The sequence below is a fragment of the Streptococcus sp. genome (assembly GCF_032481935.1).
In the GTDB taxonomy this organism is placed as follows: Bacteria; Bacillota; Bacilli; order Lactobacillales; family Streptococcaceae; genus Streptococcus.
On sequence record NZ_JAWERU010000001.1, the window covers coordinates 89,324 to 106,251 of the forward strand.

A 16,928-nucleotide genomic window follows, 5' to 3' on the forward strand; every position below is an offset into this window, starting at 1 on the left:
ATATCAGAATTACAAAAGAAAACCAACTTATAGTCTTTTCTAATAACAAGCCATAGTCAGCTTTCAATTTGTTGATATTTTGTTCTGAATCTAGCTATTTAAAAAGTCTATGAATCGTTTTCTATCAAAGGATTTGGGGAATCTTCTCCAAATCTTTTTTTGTTCTTTGAGAAACGATATAGTTTCAAACTATATCAAAGCCTAATTTTTTACAATTATACAGACGCTTTCTTTTCTGTTAAGATAGTTTCAACAACAATTTTTGGAGGACAAAACATGTCAACTACAATTATCGGTTTCCCTCGTTTGGGTGAATTCCGCGAATTAAAATTTACAACTGAAAAATACTTTAGAAAAGAAATCTCAGAAGAAGAACTCTTGGCTGCTGCGAAAGAATTGCGTGCAAAACACTGGAACATCGTCAAAGAAAAAGGCATCACTGAAATTCCATCAAATGACTTTTCTCACTATGACAACTTCCTAGATGCAGCTTTCCTTTTCAACGTAGTTCCTGCTTCAGTACAAAACTTGGACTTGTCTGACCTTGAACGCTACTTTGCTTTGGGACGTGGTTACCAAGGAGAAAAAGGGGATGTTCGTGCTCTTCCGATGAAGAAATGGTTTAACACAAACTACCACTACATCGTGCCTAAATTTGAAAAAGACACTCAAGTGAAACTTGCAGGTCACAAGATTTTTGATGAGTTCCAAGAAGCTAAAGAACTTGGTCTCAACACTCGTCCTGTCCTTGTAGGTCCATTCACTTTCCTTCAATTGTCAGACTTTGAAGAAGGTGTGAAAGCAGAAGACTTCGTAGATAGCTTAGTAGCTGCTTACCAAGATGTTTTTGCAAAATTAGCTGAACTTGGTGCAACTCGTATTCAACTCGACGAAGCTGCTCTTGTCAAAGACTTGACAGAAGAAGAAAAAGCCCTCTTCTTGAACATCTACAACAAACTCTTGGCTGACAAAAAAGGTCTTGAAGTCTTGCTTCAAACTTACTTCGGTGACGTTCGTGACGTCTACGCTGACCTTGTCAAATTGCCAGTAGATGCGATCGGTCTTGACTTCGTTGAAGGTAAGAAAACTCTTGAACTCGTTAAAGGTGGCTTCCCAGCTGACAAGACTCTTTATGCAGGTATTGTTAATGGTAAGAACATCTGGCGCAACAATTACGAAAAGAGCTTGGCTGTTCTTGAGCAAATCCCAGCTGATAATATCGTTTTGACTAGCTCATGTTCACTTCTTCATGTGCCATTTACAACTGCTAACGAAGAATTTGAACCAGCTATCTTGAACCACTTTGCTTTTGCAGTTGAAAAATTGGATGAGATCCGTGACTTGGATGCTATCCGCAACGGTCAAGGGGCAGAGGCACTTGCAGCAAATAAAGAACTCTTTGCGACTGAACGTGTTGGTGAAAATGCGGAACTTCGTGCTCGTATCGCAGGATTGACAGATGCAGACTACACTCGTTTGCCAGCCTTTGCAGAACGTGAAGCTATCCAAGAAGATGCCTTCAAACTTCCAGCTCTTCCAACAACAACCATCGGTTCATTCCCTCAAACTAAGGAAGTTCGTGCTAAACGTTTGGCCTTCCGTAAGGGTGAATTGTCACAAGAAGAATACGATGCCTTCCTTGCTGAAACCATCGATGAATGGATCAAGTGGCAAGAAGAAGTAGGATTTGACGTGCTTGTACACGGTGAATTCGAGCGTAATGACATGGTTGAGTACTTCGGTCAAAACTTGTCAGGTTACCTCTTCTCTAAGAATGGTTGGGTACAATCATACGGTATGCGTGGGGTTAAACCACCAATCATCTGGGGTGATGTGACTCGTCTCAACCCAATCACTGTTAAATGGTCTAGCTACGCACAAAGCCGTACGGACAAACCTGTTAAAGGTATGTTGACTGGACCTGTTACCATCCTTAACTGGTCATTCCCACGTGAAGACATCTCTATCAAGGATTCTACTCTTCAAATCGCTCTTGCAATCAAGGATGAAGTTCTTGACCTTGAAGCTGCAGGCGTGAAAATCATCCAAATCGACGAGGCTGCTCTTCGTGAGAAATTGCCACTTCGTCGTAGCGACTGGTACGAAGACTACCTTGATTGGGCTATCCCAGCCTTCCGTTTGGTACACTCAACAGTAGCACCAGACACACAAATCCACACTCACATGTGTTACTCAGAATTTACAGATATCATCCCAGCTATCGACAATTTGGATGCAGACGTTATCTCATTTGAGGCTAGCCGTTCAAACCTTGAAATCTTGGACGAACTCAAAGCGAAAAACTTCCAAACAGAAGTGGGACCTGGGGTTTACGATATCCACTCACCTCGTGTGCCTAACGAAGGCGAAATCGACCACACAATCGAAGCTATCCTTGCGAAAGTACCAAGCAGAAAAGTTTGGATCAACCCTGACTGTGGTTTGAAAACACGTGGTATTCCAGAAACGAAAGAAAGCTTGATCCGCCTTGTAGAAGCTGCGAAAGCTGCGCGTGAGAAATTGTAAGAAAAGACAGTTCTCCATACATGGTTGATCAGTAAGAAATCAACTAGAAAAAGGTTTATACATTATGTCACGTCAAACACCGTCCCTCTCATTTGAAGTTTTCCCTCCAAACCCAGCAGTAGGCAATGACAAAATTATTGCGGCCCTGAAAGATATGCAGGACTTGGCGCCACACTTTATCAGTGTGACTGCCAGCAATAATAAATTTAATATCAAGGAAACGACGGTTCGTTTGGCTGATTTTATCCAAAATGACTTGGCGATTCCAACCATTGCTCACTTGCCAGCTATTTATCTGACTAAGGATAAGGTGGCTGAGACAATTGTAGATTTGGATAAGGTGGGAGTACAGAAAATCTTGGCCCTTCGTGGAGATATCATTCCAGATGTTGAACCGCAAAAGGCCTTCCGTTATGCGACAGACTTGATTGAGTTCATCAAGGAACAGGCCCCACACTTTGATATCATTGGTGCTTGTTATCCTGAAGGACACCCTGATTCGCCAAACCAAATCTCAGATATCCAAAATCTTAAGAAAAAAGTGGATGCAGGATGCTCTAGTCTAGTAACGCAACTCTTCTTTGACAATGAGCGTTTCTATGATTTCCAAGACAAGTGTATCTTAGCTGGAATTGATGTGCCTATTCATGCGGGTATCATGCCAATCCTCAACCGTAACCAAGCTCTTCGTCTTTTGAAGACTTGTGAGAATATCCATCTCCCGCGTAAGTTTAAGGCTATCTTAGACAAGTATGAGAATGACCCTGAGTCACTCAGAGCAGCAGGACTTGCCTATGCTGTAGACCAAATCGTGGACTTGGTAACGCAAGACGTAGCAGGTGTGCATCTTTACACTATGAATAATGCAGAAACTGCCCAATATATCCACCAAGCAACTCATGCCTTGTTCAATCACCAGTCTTTAGGATAATAAAAAGCAAACCATTCTTCTTTTCATGGAGGAATGGTTCCTTTTTAATAGAAAAGCCAGCACTTTTTAAGAAAAATATGATAAAATAGACTCTGTACGTACTTGATACAAAGATGAGGGTATAAACGATATTTAAGCAGTCTTAATCTTATGTCAAAGAGATGTAAGTTAAAGAATCAGAACTAAAGTAATTTCGGAGTTGAACACGGGCTAAATCCCTAGTGAAAAAGATAGATTTCCTGGTGTGCATCGCACACTGCGTCAATCTCCTATTTTCATACGGGATTCTTAACGCCCTTTGTATCCTGATTTTTGTAGGCAAGGCGTATAATTTTATCAATCCAAAGGGGATTAAAATGACAAAACAAGTGTTTCAAACTACTTTTGCGGGTCGTGAGTTGATCGTAGAGACTGGTCAAGTTGCTAAGCAAGCAAATGGCTCTGTTGTCGTGCGTTATGGTGAGTCAACTGTCTTGACTGCTGCCGTTATGTCTAAGAAGATGGCAACTGGGGATTTCTTCCCACTTCAAGTCAACTACGAAGAAAAAATGTATGCGGCTGGGAAATTTCCTGGTGGCTTTATGAAACGTGAAGGACGTCCTTCAACAGATGCGACCTTGACAGCACGTTTGATTGACCGTCCAATCCGTCCGATGTTTGCGGAAGGTTTCCGTAACGAAGTGCAAGTCATCAACACAGTTCTTTCTTACGATGAAAATGCATCTGCACCAATGGCAGCTATGTTTGGTTCATCATTGGCACTTTCTATCTCAGATATTCCATTTGACGGACCAATCGCTGGGGTACAAGTGGGTTATGTCGACGGGGAAATCGTCATCAACCCAACGCAAGAACAAGCAGAGCGCTCTCTTCTTGAATTGACAGTAGCTGGTACTAAGCATGCTATCAACATGGTAGAATCTGGTGCCAAAGAATTGTCAGAAGAAATCATGTTGGAAGCTCTTCTCAAAGGACACGAAGCAGTCAAAGAATTGATTGCTTTCCAAGAAGAAATCGTTGCTGCTGTCGGTAAGGAAAAAGCAGAAGTAGAATTGCTTCATGTAGATGCTGACTTGCAAGCTGAAATCATCGCAGCCTACAATAGCGACCTTCAAAAAGCTGTTCAAGTTGAAGAAAAATTGGCGCGTGAAGCTGCAACTCAAGCAGTTAAAGACCAAGTCACAGCAGTTTACGAAGAAAAATATGCAGACCACGAAGAATTTGACCGTATTATGCGTGATGTGGCTGAAATCTTGGAACAAATGGAACATGCTGAAGTGCGCCGTTTGATCACAGAAGACAAGGTTCGTCCTGACGGTCGTAAGGTCGATGAAATTCGTCCTTTGGATGCGGTTGTTGACTTCCTTCCTCGCGTACATGGTTCAGGTCTCTTTACTCGTGGACAAACTCAGGCTCTTTCTATCTTGACTTTGGCGCCAATGGGTGAAACGCAAATCATCGATGGTTTGGATCCAGAGTATAAGAAACGCTTTATGCACCACTATAACTTCCCACAATACTCTGTAGGGGAAACTGGTCGTTACGGTGCACCAGGTCGTCGTGAAATTGGTCACGGTGCTCTCGGTGAGCGTGCTCTTGCTCAAGTATTGCCAAGCTTGGAAGAATTCCCATACGCTATCCGTTTGGTAGCAGAAGTCTTGGAATCAAATGGTTCTTCATCTCAAGCATCGATCTGTGCGGGTACTCTTGCCCTTATGGCTGGTGGTGTGCCAATCAAGGCACCTGTAGCTGGTATTGCTATGGGACTTATCTCTGATGGAAACAACTATACAGTATTGACAGATATTCAAGGTTTGGAAGACCACTTTGGGGATATGGACTTTAAGGTTGCAGGTACTCGCGATGGGATTACAGCCCTTCAAATGGATATCAAGATCCAAGGGATTACAGCTGAAATCTTGACTGAGGCTCTTGCTCAAGCCAAGAAAGCTCGTTTTGAAATCCTTGATGTCATTGAAGCAACCATTCCAGAAGTTCGTCCAGAATTGGCTCCAACTGCTCCGAAAATTGATACCATCAAGATTGATGTGGACAAGATTAAGATTGTCATCGGTAAAGGTGGAGAAACGATTGATAAGATCATCGCTGAAACAGGCGTTAAGATTGATATCGACGAAGAAGGTAACGTGTCTATCTACTCTAGTGACCAAGCTGCCATTAACCGCGCTAAAGAAATCATTGCTGGTTTGGTTCGTGAAGCTAAAGTGGATGAAGTTTACCATGCCAAAGTTGTGCGTATCGAAAAATTCGGTGCCTTTGTCAACCTCTTTGACAAGACAGATGCCCTCGTCCATATCTCTGAAATGGCTTGGACTCGTACTAACCGTGTCGAAGACTTGGTAGCCATTGGTGATGAAGTGGATGTTAAGATTATTAAGATCGATGAAAAAGGTCGTGTAGATGCTTCTATGAAGGCACTCTTGCCACGTCCACCAAAACCTGAACGTTCAGAAGAAAAAGGGGATAAAGGGCATCGTCATGGCGATCGTCCTCGTCACCACCACAAGGACCATAAACCAAATAAAGAATTTACTGAAACACCAAAAGACTCAGAATAAGAAAAGGAGAATTGTATGGGATGGTGGCGTGAAACCATTGATATCGTAAAAGAAAATGATCCAGCGGCTCGCACCACTTTGGAGGTTCTTTTGACCTATCCTGGTGTCAAAGCCTTGGCTGCCCACCGTCTCTCTCATTTTCTCTGGAACCATGGTTTTAAGCTCTTAGCTCGTATGCACAGCCAGTTTTGGCGTTTTTGGACGCAGATTGAGATTCACCCAGGAGCTCAGATCGAATCAGGTGTCTTTATCGACCATGGTTCTGGCCTTGTGATTGGGGAGACGGCTATCGTTGAAAAAGGGGTTCTTCTCTACCACGGGGTAACTCTTGGTGGGACAGGGAAGGATGTTGGCAAACGCCATCCGACCGTGCGTAAGGGAGCTCTCATATCTGCACATGCCCAAGTTATCGGGCCTGTAGAAATCGGTGAAAATGCCAAGGTCGGTGCTGCAGCAGTTGTTGTGGCAGATGTTCCTAGCGATGTAACGGTTGTCGGTATTCCAGCCAAGATTGTCAGAGTGCATGGGCAAAAGGATGAACCAACCATTCATGAAGTTGAAGGAAAACGGGAATACTATGTCAATAAACTCGAGCAAGCGAGAGATGCCAGTCATAGATCGTCTGAGCTTTAACATTTGATTTCGTCCGTTTGAAAAGATTGGCTTTGTCAAACAAACCCAAGTGGTTTATCTGAATGCGAAAGAGTAATAAATGCTATTAGATGAATTTGAAAATGTACCTGCTGTTATCGAGCCAACTGATCGAAGCCTTCTTAGTGGTGGTGAAATCTGTGATACCATAATCTTGTCTTTTAATGGAGAAATCCTTGAACGAGTAAAGCAGATAGATGGTGTCTACGAAGGTGGCTATCTTACCAATCTAAATGGCAAACTACCATGGTATATCTATGAAAAAGATGGGAGTAAGGTAGCAGTTGTTATGGCTACGATAGGTGCTCCAATGGTTGTTGGACTATTAGAAGAACTCAAAGCGAGAGGTTTTAAAAACTTTATCGTTTTAGGATCTTGCGGAGTTCTGGACCAGTCTATTCAAGCAGATAAGATTATCCTACCAAGCTCGGCTTTACGTGATGAAGGTACTAGTTATCACTATGCTCCAGCAAGTGATGAAATAGCTTATGAGCGATCTCTACTCTTAACTATGGAAAAAGCTTTGGATAAAGCTGGCATTGAGCATATTCGAACAAAGTCTTGGACCACAGATGCCTTCTATCGTGAGACAGCCGCTAAGGTCAAACGAAGACTAGCAGCAGGAGCTAGAGTTGTAGATATGGAAGCTTCAGCTATCATGGCCTGGGCCCAATATCGACAAGCCAATGTCTATCAATTTTTCTACACAGCTGACTATGTCGACCATCACAATCATGAATGGGATGCTAGACGCGAGGATAGAAAAGCGGATGCTATGACTTTCTTTGAGATTGCCCTAGTCATTGCTCAAGAGTTAGTTTAGACTAGTCTTTACGATAAATTCGAAATAAGAAAGGAAGGGAGCCTAACGGAAAACATAGCAATAAAACTTCCGTAGTGACTCCCTTCATCTTTTTACTGTATTCTTCTTTTATGTTTAGAAAGGAGCAAGGAAATCCGATTTGTGACTAGCAATCGGACTAAAATTTAGTTGAACAGTTTAGTTATGAAAATATCTGTTTATGAATTTTAGCTTTCCTGACTATTATTTTATGATTAAAATCTATGACACCATGTCTCGTGATTTGCGAGAATTTGTCCCGATTACAAAGGGAGAGGTTCTCATGTATGTCTGTGGGCCGACAGTTTATAACTATATCCACGTGGGGAATGCTCGCTCAACAGTAGCCTTCGATACCATTCGTCGCTATTTTGAATATCGTGGCTATGAAGTAGCCTACATTTCCAACTTCACTGATGTGGATGATAAGATTATCAACCGTGCCAAGGAAGAAGGCATCACACCTCAGGAAGTAGCGGACAAGTACATTGCTGCCTTTCGTGAGGATGTGACGGCTTTGGGGGTGAAACCTGCAACTCGTCATCCTCGTGTAGTCGAGTTTATGGATGATATTATTCGTTTTGTAGAAGACTTGATTGAAAAGGGCTATGCCTATGAGAGCCAAGGAGATGTCTATTTTCGTGTAGAAAAATCTCATAACTATGCTAAGTTGGCCAATAAAACCTTGGAAGACTTGGAGCTCGGTGCTTCAGGTCGTACAGATGAAGAAACTGCTCGTAAGGAAAATCCTGTGGACTTTGCTCTCTGGAAATCTGCCAAACCAGGTGAGATTTCTTGGGATAGTCCATGGGGACCAGGTCGCCCAGGCTGGCACATCGAGTGTTCAGTCATGTCAACTGAGATTTTAGGAGATACCATCGATATTCACGGTGGTGGAGCAGACCTTGAGTTTCCACACCATACCAACGAAATTGCCCAGTCAGAAGCTAAAACAGGTAAGACCTTCGCTAACTACTGGATGCACAATGGATTTGTCAATATCGACAATGTCAAGATGTCTAAGTCTTTAGGAAACTTCATTACGGTACACGATGCTCTCAAAACTATCGACGGTCAAGTATTGCGATTCTTCTTTGCGACTCAGCACTACCGTAAGCCTATCAATTTTACGGAAAAAGCAGTGCGTGATGCAGAGACCAATCTCAAGTATTTGAAGAACACCTATGAACAACCATTTACTGGAACTGTTGATCAAGGAGAATTACAGGCTTTCAAAGACAAGTTTGTGGCTGCCATGGATGAAGATTTCAATACAGCTAACGGAATCACCGTTGTCTTTGAAATGGCCAAGTGGATCAACTCAGGAAACTATGATGCGGCTGTCAAGGAGACTCTTGCAGCTATGTTAGAAGTCTTTGGAGTGGTCTTTGTTGAGGAAGTTTTGGATGAAGAGATTGAAGCCTTGATCCAAAAACGTCAAGAAGCACGTGCAAATAAAGACTTTACAACAGCTGACCAAATCCGTGACCAACTAGCTGCACAAGGGATTAAATTGCTTGATACCAAGGATGGAGTGAGGTGGACACGTGATTGATGTCAATCTCATTAACGGGATTGCTCTAGCCTTTGAAGGAGATGCGGTTTATTCTATGTATATCCGTCGCCATCTCATTCTCAAAGGCATGACCAAGCCCAATAAACTCCACCAAGAGGCAACCAAGTATGTGTCAGCCAAGGCTCAGGCACACTTGATTTCCCTCATGCTGGAAGAAGAAGTCCTAACGGAAAAAGAGGAAGAAATCTACAAACGTGGTCGCAATACCAATAGCCACACAAAGGCTAAAAATGCTGATGTGGTGACCTACCGTATGTCCACGGGTTTTGAAGCGGTCATGGGTTATCTTCATATGACTGAAAATGTGGAGCGCCTCGAAACCTTGATTTCTTGGTGCATCCAAAAAGTGGAGGGCTAGAAATGATTGCAAAAGAACTACTGGATTGGTTTCCTGATGGTAAAATCTTAGATCAGCCAGTTGATAAAGAGGGTTATCTAAGTCTACCTCTGTCAAATTATCAGTGGCTTTTGCTTGAGGAAGCTAGTCTTAGCGAGCGTGAAAGACAGCTGGTAGCTCTCTTAACCAAACAGGAGCAAACCATTTCCCTCAATCCTTGGTATACTTATCTGATCGAAGGTAAGGGACAGGCACCGCAAAACTTTAAAAAGTTGCAGCTTGTTTATTGCCACCTCTCCTATTTCCAACAGGAGAATTTGACGTCTTGGTTAGAGATGATGGGAACCCTTTTTCCAAATTGTCAAACAGTGCTTCAGGTGGGAGCGCAGGATTACATTTTTGTTCTCCAACAGGACAAATATACCTCTGTTCGTTCTATTTTGATGGATACCTTGGAAGCAGTAGAATATGACTTTGGAGTACGTTTATCCATCATGTTAGGTCAGGTCTGGTCACAGACAGGACATCAGGTTCTGTCAGATCTCATCAAAGCAGAACGTGACTTGTTCAAAAACTGGTGGCGACAAGGGCATCAAGGTTTCCATACTTTTTCTCAACTCTATCTGTGGAGTATGGGTGAAAGAATTGTGGATCTTCGAGTGATCAAGGAGTATCTGCATCGGATGATTGTGGACCAGGATCAGATTCAGGAAATCATCCTTTCACTATGGGAAAACAGTGCAGTCCTGACAAAAACAGCTCAACAACTCTATCTGCATCGCAATTCTCTCCAGTACAAGATTGATAAATGGGAAGAATTGACCGGTCTTCAGTTGAAAGAATTGACTGACCTCACCTTGTGTTATCAGTTGATTTTACCAGATATAATCTAAAGTTTTGTGCAAGTTGCACAGAACTTTTTTATTTTTTTGGTCACCTTGCCATAGAAAAGTAAAACGTTTTCATCTATAATAAAACTATCAAATGACAAAAGGAGTTCACCGAAATGGTAGAATTAAATCTTAAAAATATTTACAAAAAATATCCAAATAGCGAACACTACTCAGTTGAAGATTTCAACTTGAACATCAAAGACAAAGAGTTCATCGTTTTCGTAGGACCTTCAGGATGTGGTAAATCAACTACACTTCGTATGATTGCAGGTCTTGAAGACATCACAGAAGGTACTGCATCTATCGATGGCGTGGTTGTCAACGACGTGGCTCCAAAAGACCGTGACATTGCCATGGTATTCCAAAACTACGCTCTTTACCCACACATGACTGTATACGATAACATGGCTTTTGGTTTGAAATTGCGTAAATACAGCAAAGAAGACATTGACAAACGTGTACAAGAAGCAGCTGAAATTCTTGGTTTGAAAGAATTCTTGGATCGTAAACCAGCTGACCTTTCAGGTGGTCAACGTCAACGTGTTGCCATGGGTCGTGCGATCGTCCGTGATGCAAAAGTATTCTTGATGGACGAACCTTTGTCAAACTTGGATGCTAAACTTCGTGTATCCATGCGTGCTGAAATTGCTAAAATCCACCGTCGTATCGGAGCTACAACTATCTACGTAACTCACGACCAAACAGAAGCGATGACACTTGCAGACCGTATCGTTATCATGTCAGCAACTAAAAACCCTGCTGGTACAGGTACTATCGGACGTGTTGAACAAATCGGTACTCCTCAAGAAGTTTACAAAAACCCAGTGAACAAATTCGTAGCAGGATTTATCGGAAGCCCAGCTATGAACTTCATCAACGTTAAATTGAATGGTGACCACATCGCTGCTGACGGATTTACTTTGAAAGTTCCAGAAGGTGCTTTGAAAGTTCTTCGTGAAAAAGGCTACGAAGGAAAAGAATTGATCTTCGGTATCCGTCCAGAAGACGTAAATGCAGAACCTGCTTTCCTTGAAACATTCCCAGAATCAGTTGTGAAAGCAACAATCTCTGTATCAGAATTGCTTGGTTCAGAATCTCACCTATACTGCCAAGTTGGTAAAGATGAATTCGTTGCAAAAGTTGACGCTCGTGACTACTTGCAAGCAGGTGCAACAGTTGAACTTGGATTTGACTTGAACAAAGCACACTTCTTCGACGTAGAAACTGAAAGAACAGTTTACTAAGATAGATTTTAAACAATGAGCACTACTAGAGTTTTTCTAGTAGTGTTTTTTTATCAAGTTTAGCAAACTCTTACATAATGGGCTTTACTAGTTTTCATATCCTCAAAAAAGTGTTAAAATGGTAGGAAGAATTGGAGAGTATGCATGCCGAAAGAAGTAATTTATTCAGGCGATGAAGTCGTCGCTTTAACGCAAAAATATTTATCGAAAGAAGATGTGGCTTTTGTCCATAAGGCCTTGGTTTATGCTGTTGAATGCCATAGTGGCCAGTATCGTAAATCAGGTGAGCCCTACATTATTCATCCCATTCAGGTAGCTGGAATTTTGGCTAAACTTAAGCTAGATGCTGTTACAGTTGCCTGTGGTTTTTTGCATGACGTGGTAGAAGACACAGAAGCTACCTTGGATGACTTAGAGCGTGAGTTTGGCCATGATGTTCGAGTGATTGTGGACGGTGTTACCAAACTTGGTAAGGTTGAGTACAAGTCTATCGAGGAGCAGCTGGCTGAAAATCATCGCAAGATGCTTATGGCCATGTCAGAGGATATCCGTGTTATCTTGGTCAAACTTTCTGACCGACTGCACAATATGCGCACCCTCAAACATCTTCGTAAGGACAAGCAGGAGCGTATTTCTAGAGAAACCATGGAAATCTATGCCCCACTTGCTCACCGTTTGGGGATTTCAAGTGTTAAGTGGGAACTAGAAGACCTCTCTTTCCGCTATCTGAATCCAACTGAATTTTACAAGATTAGTCACATGATGAAGGAAAAACGTCAAGAACGCGAAGCCTTGGTTGATGAAGTTGTGACAAAACTCGAGGAATACTCTTCTGAGCGCCATCTTACAGGGAAAATCTATGGCCGTCCAAAGCATATCTACTCTATTTATCGCAAGATGCAGGACAAGAAAAAACGCTTTGAGGAGATCTACGATCTGATTGCCATTCGTTGTATCCTAGACACTCAGAGTGATGTCTATGCTATGTTGGGTTACGTTCATGAACTATGGAAACCAATGCCAGGACGTTTTAAAGATTATATTGCCAATCGTAAGGCCAATGGTTACCAGTCCATCCATACAACTGTTTATGGGCCAAAGGGACCGATTGAATTCCAGATTCGAACCAAGGAAATGCATGAGGTTGCTGAGTACGGTGTTGCGGCTCACTGGGCCTACAAAAAAGGAATCAAGGGTCAGGTTAATAGCAAGGAATCTACCATTGGAATGAATTGGATCAAGGAGATGATGGAGCTCCAAGATCAAGCAGATGATGCCAAGGAATTTGTAGATACTGTCAAAGAAAACTATCTAGCTGAGGAGATTTATGTCTTTACTCCAGATGGCGCGGTTCGTTCACTTCCAAAAGATTCTGGCCCGATTGATTTTGCTTATGAAATTCATACTAAAATTGGGGAAAAAGCAACAGGTGCCAAGGTTAATGGCCGCATGGTACCATTGACTACCAAGCTAAAAACAGGTGACCAGGTTGAAATCATCACCAATCCAAATTCATTTGGACCAAGCCGTGACTGGCTCAATATGGTTAAGACCAGCAAGGCTCGAAATAAAATTCGTCAGTTCTTTAAAAACCAAGACAAAGAATTGTCCATCAATAAAGGTCGTGAATTGCTGATTAGTCAGCTCCAAGAAAACGGCTATGTGGCTAATAAATTTATGGACAAACGTCACATGGATGAAGTCCTTCAAAAAACCAGCTACAAGACAGAAGAAGCGCTATTTGCGGCTATTGGTTTTGGAGAAATCGGAGCCATCACTGTCTTTAACCGTTTGACGGAGAAGGAACGTCGTGAAGAAGAGCGTGCCAAGGCTAAGGCAGAGGCTGAAGAATTGGTTAAGGGTGGCGAAGTCAAGGTGGAGAACAAGGACACGCTTAAGGTTAAGCATGAGGGTGGAGTAGTCATCCAAGGTGCTTCTGGGCTCTTGATCCGGATTGCCAAATGTTGTAACCCTGTTCCAGGTGATGATATCGTCGGCTATATTACCAAAGGACGCGGAGTTGCCATCCACCGTGTAGACTGTATGAACCTTCGTTCACAGGAAAACTACGAACAACGTCTACTAGATGTTGAATGGGAAGACCAATTCTCAAGCAAGGAATATATGGCTCATATCGATATTTACGGTCTCAATCGTACTGGACTTTTGAACGATGTTTTACAGGTCTTGTCAAATACAACTAAAAACATCTCAACGGTCAATGCCCAGCCTACCAAAGATATGAAATTTGCGAATATTCACGTTTCATTTGGGATTTCTAACCTTTCAATGCTGACGACTGTAGTTGATAAGATTAAGAGTGTACCAGAAGTCTACTCTGTTAAACGGACCAATGGTTAAGTTGGTTTGATATAATCAGAAAGGATTGCAATGAGAATTATCGTTCAGCGTGTCAAGAAAGCTCAAGTTTCTATTGAGGGTCAAGTATATGGGAAAATCCAGCAGGGATTATTACTCCTAGTTGGTGTTGGCCCTGAGGATCAAAAAGAAGATTTGGATTATGCAGTCAGAAAACTTGTCAATATGCGGATTTTCTCAGATGCTGAAGGCAAGATGAACCTTTCTGTTAAAGATATCCAAGGAGAAATCCTCTCCATCTCTCAGTTTACTTTGTTTGCCGATACCAAAAAAGGCAATCGTCCAGCCTTTACAGGTGCAGCTAAACCGGATATGGCGGAAGCTTTCTATCAAGAATTTAACCAAGAACTAGCCAAGGAAGTTCCTGTTGAGACAGGAGTCTTTGGAGCAGATATGCAGGTAGAACTGGTCAATGATGGCCCAGTAACCATCATCCTTGACACCAAAAACAGATAAGAAAAACCAAGCTCGCGGGCCTGGTTTTTTGCTGATAGAGATTTTATACTCTTCGAAAATCAAATTCAAACCGCGTCAACGTCGCCTTGCCGTACTCAAGTACAGCCTGTGGCTAGTTTCCTAGTTTGCTCTTTGATTTTCATTGAGTATTAGTTCATTTTTTCAACATAGAGTTGTTTGGCGATTTCTAGGCTGACTTGAAGTTCTTCATTGTTGTGAATCAGGGTAAAGGTATTAGAGAAGCCATCGAACTGCTTGACTTGGAGTTGTTCTCCAATATGGATGGCATGTTTATCCAAATATTGGAGGATTTCAAAGCTGTCGTGAACTCTTGTCAGAAGGTAGTTTCCTACTTCTTTAATATCAGAAAGTGGCAGGTTATTAACCTCAACTAGAAGCTCACCCTTAGCAGGAATGGTTCCTCCATGGGGACAGGTCTTTGGAAAGCCTAACATACTCTCCAGTCTCTCCACAAAAAGATCTGAAACTGTATGCTCTAATACCTCAGCCTCATCGTGAATCTGATTGCTGGTATAGTCTAGATGGTGAACTAGAAAAACTTCTATCAGTCGATGCTTGCGATAAAGCTCAGAGACCAGATTTAATCCAATATCCGTTAGTATATAGCCATTTTCTTTATTTTTTAATATAAGATTTTCGGATTGCATGCGCTTGATCATCTCAGTTACCGCAGGAGGTGATACCTGCATCCGAGCAGCGATTTCCTTGTTGGTAATTTTAGGAACTTCCATGCCAATCTTATAAATACATTTTAAGTAGTCTTCTTTATTTGGTGTCATTCGCATTTCCTTGTTTATTATCTCCATCTAGTATACCAAAAAAAGCTAGATTTCTCTAGCTTTCTGTCTTGTTACAAGTGGGCTTTCTTTTAGTCAAGCGACTTTGCTACCTCAATGGCTGCTTCAAAGTTTGGTTCGCTGTTGATATTGTCCACATACTCAACATAACGGATAATATTGTCAGCATCAAGGACAAAGACTGCGCGTGCGAGCAGATGCCATTCATTGATTAAGAGGGCATAATCACGTCCAAAGGAATGGTCGAAATAGTCTGAGAGCATGATGGCATTTTCAATACCTTCAGCACCACACCAACGTTTTTGGGCAAAAGGAAGGTCCATAGATACCGTTAGGACAACAGTGTTGTCTAAGCTAGCCAATTCTTGATTAAAGCGACGAGTCTGTAGCGAGCAGATGCCTGTATCGATAGAAGGGATGACACTCAAGATTTTTTTCTTGCCTTCAAAGTCAGCCAGTGTTTTTTTAGAGAGGTCAGTCGTTGTGAGAGAGAAATCAAGTGCTTTATCTCCTACTTGTAGTTGTTTTCCTGTAAACGTAACAGGGTTTCCAAGGAATGTAGTCATAAGCTACTCCAATCTTTTTTCTTTCATTTTAGCTGAAACGGTCAGAATTTTCCAATGATTTGACTGGAAATGTAGGCATAGAAAAAACGCCAATTCGGAAAAAGAATGACGTTTTTAGAAATTTATTTAGCTAAACCTTCAGCAATCTTGTCAAGGTTGTATTTCATCATGTTGTAGTAGCTATCGCCTTCTTTACCTTGTTCTGCGATTGAGTCCGTAAAGATTTGAGCATAGATTGGGATGTTTGTGTCTTTTGAAACAGTCTTCATTGGACGATCATCGACACTGGATTCAACAAATAGTGATGGAACTTTCATTTGGCGAAGTTTTTCAACCAAAGTCTTGATTTGGTCAGGTGTTCCTTCTTCTTCAGTGTTGATTTCCCAAATGTATGCACTTGGTACACCGTAAGCTTTAGAGAAGTATTTGAAGCATCCCTCGCTGGTTACGATGAGTTTCTTGTCAGCAGGAATAGCGTTAAATTTCTCTTTGGCTTCCTTGTCAAGCTTGTCTAGTTTTTCAGTGTATTCTTTGAGATTCTTTTCGTAGAATTCCTTGTTGCTAGGGTCTTTAGCGATGAGTTGCTTAGCAATATTTTGAGCATAGATGATCCCGTTTTCAAGGTTGAGCCAAGCGTGTGGGTCTTCTTTTCCTTTTTCGTTTTGACCTTCAAGGTAGATAACATCAACGCCTTCGCTGACTGCAAAGTAGTCTTTGTTTTCAGTTTTCTTAGCATTTTCTACCAATTTTGTAAACCAAGCATTGCCACCTGTTTCAAGGTTGATACCGTTATAGAAAATCAAATCAGCTTGAGAAGTTTTCTTGACGTCTTCAGGTAGTGGTTCGTATTCGTGTGGGTCTTGACCAACAGGAACGATACTGTGAAGATCAATCTTGTCACCAGCAATATTTTTAGTAATATCAGCAATGATTGAGTTTGTGGCAACAACTTTTAGTTTTTGACCAGAAGCTGCATCTTTTTTTCCACTAGCACATGCTACAAGAGCAATGACGGAAAGAAAGAGAACGAGTAATGTACCTAATTTTTTCATTAGATCCTCCAATTTATTGGGGTTTTGCCCCTTATTTTAACAAATGTTTATTTTTCAGTTTCAAATATCGTTGTTTTGG

Annotated in this window: 14 protein-coding genes; 11 read left to right on the forward strand and 3 right to left on the reverse strand. The window is 41.8% G+C overall.

Going from position 1 to position 16,928, the window contains the following annotated elements; translation table 11 throughout:
- Positions 1–276 precede the first annotated feature (276 nt).
- The 11 genes from metE (at position 277) to dtd (ending at position 14,413) form a co-directional block, all read left to right on the forward strand.
- The gene (metE, locus tag E7C97_RS00405; RefSeq protein ID WP_316107547.1) at positions 277–2,526 is read left to right on the forward strand and encodes a 5-methyltetrahydropteroyltriglutamate--homocysteine S-methyltransferase; all 2,250 of its coding nucleotides are present in this window, start codon (positions 277–279) and stop codon (positions 2,524–2,526) included.
- 64 nt (positions 2,527–2,590) lie between these two features.
- Positions 2,591–3,457 carry a methylenetetrahydrofolate reductase [NAD(P)H] gene (gene metF, locus E7C97_RS00410; protein ID WP_316107549.1) on the forward strand — a complete coding sequence of 289 codons (867 nt, stop codon included), beginning with the start codon at positions 2,591–2,593 and terminating at the stop codon, positions 3,455–3,457.
- A gap of 356 nt (positions 3,458–3,813) precedes the next feature.
- The gene (gene pnp, locus E7C97_RS00415; RefSeq protein WP_316107550.1) at positions 3,814–6,036 is read left to right on the forward strand and encodes a polyribonucleotide nucleotidyltransferase; all 2,223 of its coding nucleotides are present in this window, start codon (positions 3,814–3,816) and stop codon (positions 6,034–6,036) included.
- 15 nt (positions 6,037–6,051) lie between these two features.
- Positions 6,052–6,669 carry a serine O-acetyltransferase gene (gene cysE / locus E7C97_RS00420; RefSeq protein ID WP_316107551.1) on the forward strand — a complete coding sequence of 206 codons (618 nt, stop codon included), beginning with the start codon at positions 6,052–6,054 and terminating at the stop codon, positions 6,667–6,669.
- 79 nt (positions 6,670–6,748) lie between these two features.
- A complete protein-coding gene (locus tag E7C97_RS00425) occupies positions 6,749–7,510 on the forward strand; it encodes a nucleoside phosphorylase (RefSeq protein WP_316107552.1) in 762 nt (253 codons plus the stop codon).
- Between the two features lie 229 nt (positions 7,511–7,739).
- A complete protein-coding gene (gene cysS / locus E7C97_RS00430; RefSeq protein ID WP_316107566.1) occupies positions 7,740–9,083 on the forward strand; it encodes a cysteine--tRNA ligase in 1,344 nt (447 codons plus the stop codon).
- Positions 9,076–9,462, forward strand: coding sequence for a Mini-ribonuclease 3 (locus tag E7C97_RS00435; protein WP_045763483.1), 387 nt, complete (start codon positions 9,076–9,078; stop codon positions 9,460–9,462). The genes cysS and E7C97_RS00435 overlap by 8 nt, the downstream gene beginning before the upstream one ends.
- Positions 9,463–9,464: 2 nt before the next feature.
- Complete coding sequence (locus E7C97_RS00440; RefSeq protein ID WP_316107553.1) at positions 9,465–10,334, forward strand: PucR family transcriptional regulator; 870 nt, start codon at positions 9,465–9,467, stop codon at positions 10,332–10,334.
- Positions 10,335–10,447: 113 nt separating this feature from the next.
- On the forward strand, positions 10,448–11,578 hold the full coding sequence (locus tag E7C97_RS00445; protein WP_000229955.1) for an ABC transporter ATP-binding protein: 1,131 nt from the start codon (positions 10,448–10,450) through the stop codon (positions 11,576–11,578).
- Between the two features lie 144 nt (positions 11,579–11,722).
- Positions 11,723–13,939 (forward strand): bifunctional (p)ppGpp synthetase/guanosine-3',5'-bis(diphosphate) 3'-pyrophosphohydrolase, encoded by a 2,217-nt coding sequence (locus E7C97_RS00450; RefSeq protein WP_316107555.1) that lies wholly within the window; start codon positions 11,723–11,725, stop codon positions 13,937–13,939.
- Between the two features lie 30 nt (positions 13,940–13,969).
- A complete protein-coding gene (gene dtd, locus E7C97_RS00455) occupies positions 13,970–14,413 on the forward strand; it encodes a D-aminoacyl-tRNA deacylase (protein ID WP_316107556.1) in 444 nt (147 codons plus the stop codon).
- Between the two features lie 149 nt (positions 14,414–14,562).
- On the opposite strand, the gene E7C97_RS00460 is transcribed toward dtd, so the two are convergent.
- The 3 genes from E7C97_RS00460 to E7C97_RS00470 form a co-directional block, all read right to left on the reverse strand.
- Entirely contained in the window at positions 14,563–15,213 is a 651-nt protein-coding gene (locus E7C97_RS00460; RefSeq protein ID WP_316107557.1) for a metal-dependent transcriptional regulator, read from the reverse strand.
- Between the two features lie 89 nt (positions 15,214–15,302).
- The gene (gene tpx / locus E7C97_RS00465; RefSeq protein ID WP_316107558.1) at positions 15,303–15,797 is read right to left on the reverse strand and encodes a thiol peroxidase; all 495 of its coding nucleotides are present in this window, start codon (positions 15,795–15,797) and stop codon (positions 15,303–15,305) included.
- Between the two features lie 122 nt (positions 15,798–15,919).
- Positions 15,920–16,849 carry a metal ABC transporter substrate-binding protein gene (locus E7C97_RS00470; protein ID WP_316107561.1) on the reverse strand — a complete coding sequence of 310 codons (930 nt, stop codon included), beginning with the start codon at positions 16,847–16,849 and terminating at the stop codon, positions 15,920–15,922.
- Positions 16,850–16,928: the final 79 nt, after the last annotated feature.

Excerpts from the sequence above, each read along its gene's own strand:
- metF (WP_316107549.1), top strand. The coding sequence starts at position 2,591 with ATGTCACGTCAAACACCGTCCCTCTCATTTGAAGTTTTCCCTCCAAAC.
- dtd (WP_316107556.1), top strand. The coding sequence starts at position 13,970 with ATGAGAATTATCGTTCAGCGTGTCAAGAAAGCTCAAGTTTCTATTGAG.
- E7C97_RS00425 (WP_316107552.1), top strand. The coding sequence starts at position 6,749 with ATGCTATTAGATGAATTTGAAAATGTACCTGCTGTTATCGAGCCAACT.
- E7C97_RS00450 (WP_316107555.1), top strand. The coding sequence starts at position 11,723 with ATGCCGAAAGAAGTAATTTATTCAGGCGATGAAGTCGTCGCTTTAACG.
- E7C97_RS00440 (WP_316107553.1), top strand. The coding sequence starts at position 9,465 with ATGATTGCAAAAGAACTACTGGATTGGTTTCCTGATGGTAAAATCTTA.
- tpx (WP_316107558.1), bottom strand. The coding sequence starts at position 15,797 with ATGACTACATTCCTTGGAAACCCTGTTACGTTTACAGGAAAACAACTA.
- E7C97_RS00445 (WP_000229955.1), top strand. The coding sequence starts at position 10,448 with ATGGTAGAATTAAATCTTAAAAATATTTACAAAAAATATCCAAATAGC.
- cysE (WP_316107551.1), top strand. The coding sequence starts at position 6,052 with ATGGGATGGTGGCGTGAAACCATTGATATCGTAAAAGAAAATGATCCA.
- E7C97_RS00470 (WP_316107561.1), bottom strand. The coding sequence starts at position 16,849 with ATGAAAAAATTAGGTACATTACTCGTTCTCTTTCTTTCCGTCATTGCT.
- E7C97_RS00460 (WP_316107557.1), bottom strand. The coding sequence starts at position 15,213 with ATGACACCAAATAAAGAAGACTACTTAAAATGTATTTATAAGATTGGC.
- metE (WP_316107547.1), top strand. The coding sequence starts at position 277 with ATGTCAACTACAATTATCGGTTTCCCTCGTTTGGGTGAATTCCGCGAA.
- pnp (WP_316107550.1), top strand. The coding sequence starts at position 3,814 with ATGACAAAACAAGTGTTTCAAACTACTTTTGCGGGTCGTGAGTTGATC.
- cysS (WP_316107566.1), top strand. The coding sequence starts at position 7,740 with ATGATTAAAATCTATGACACCATGTCTCGTGATTTGCGAGAATTTGTC.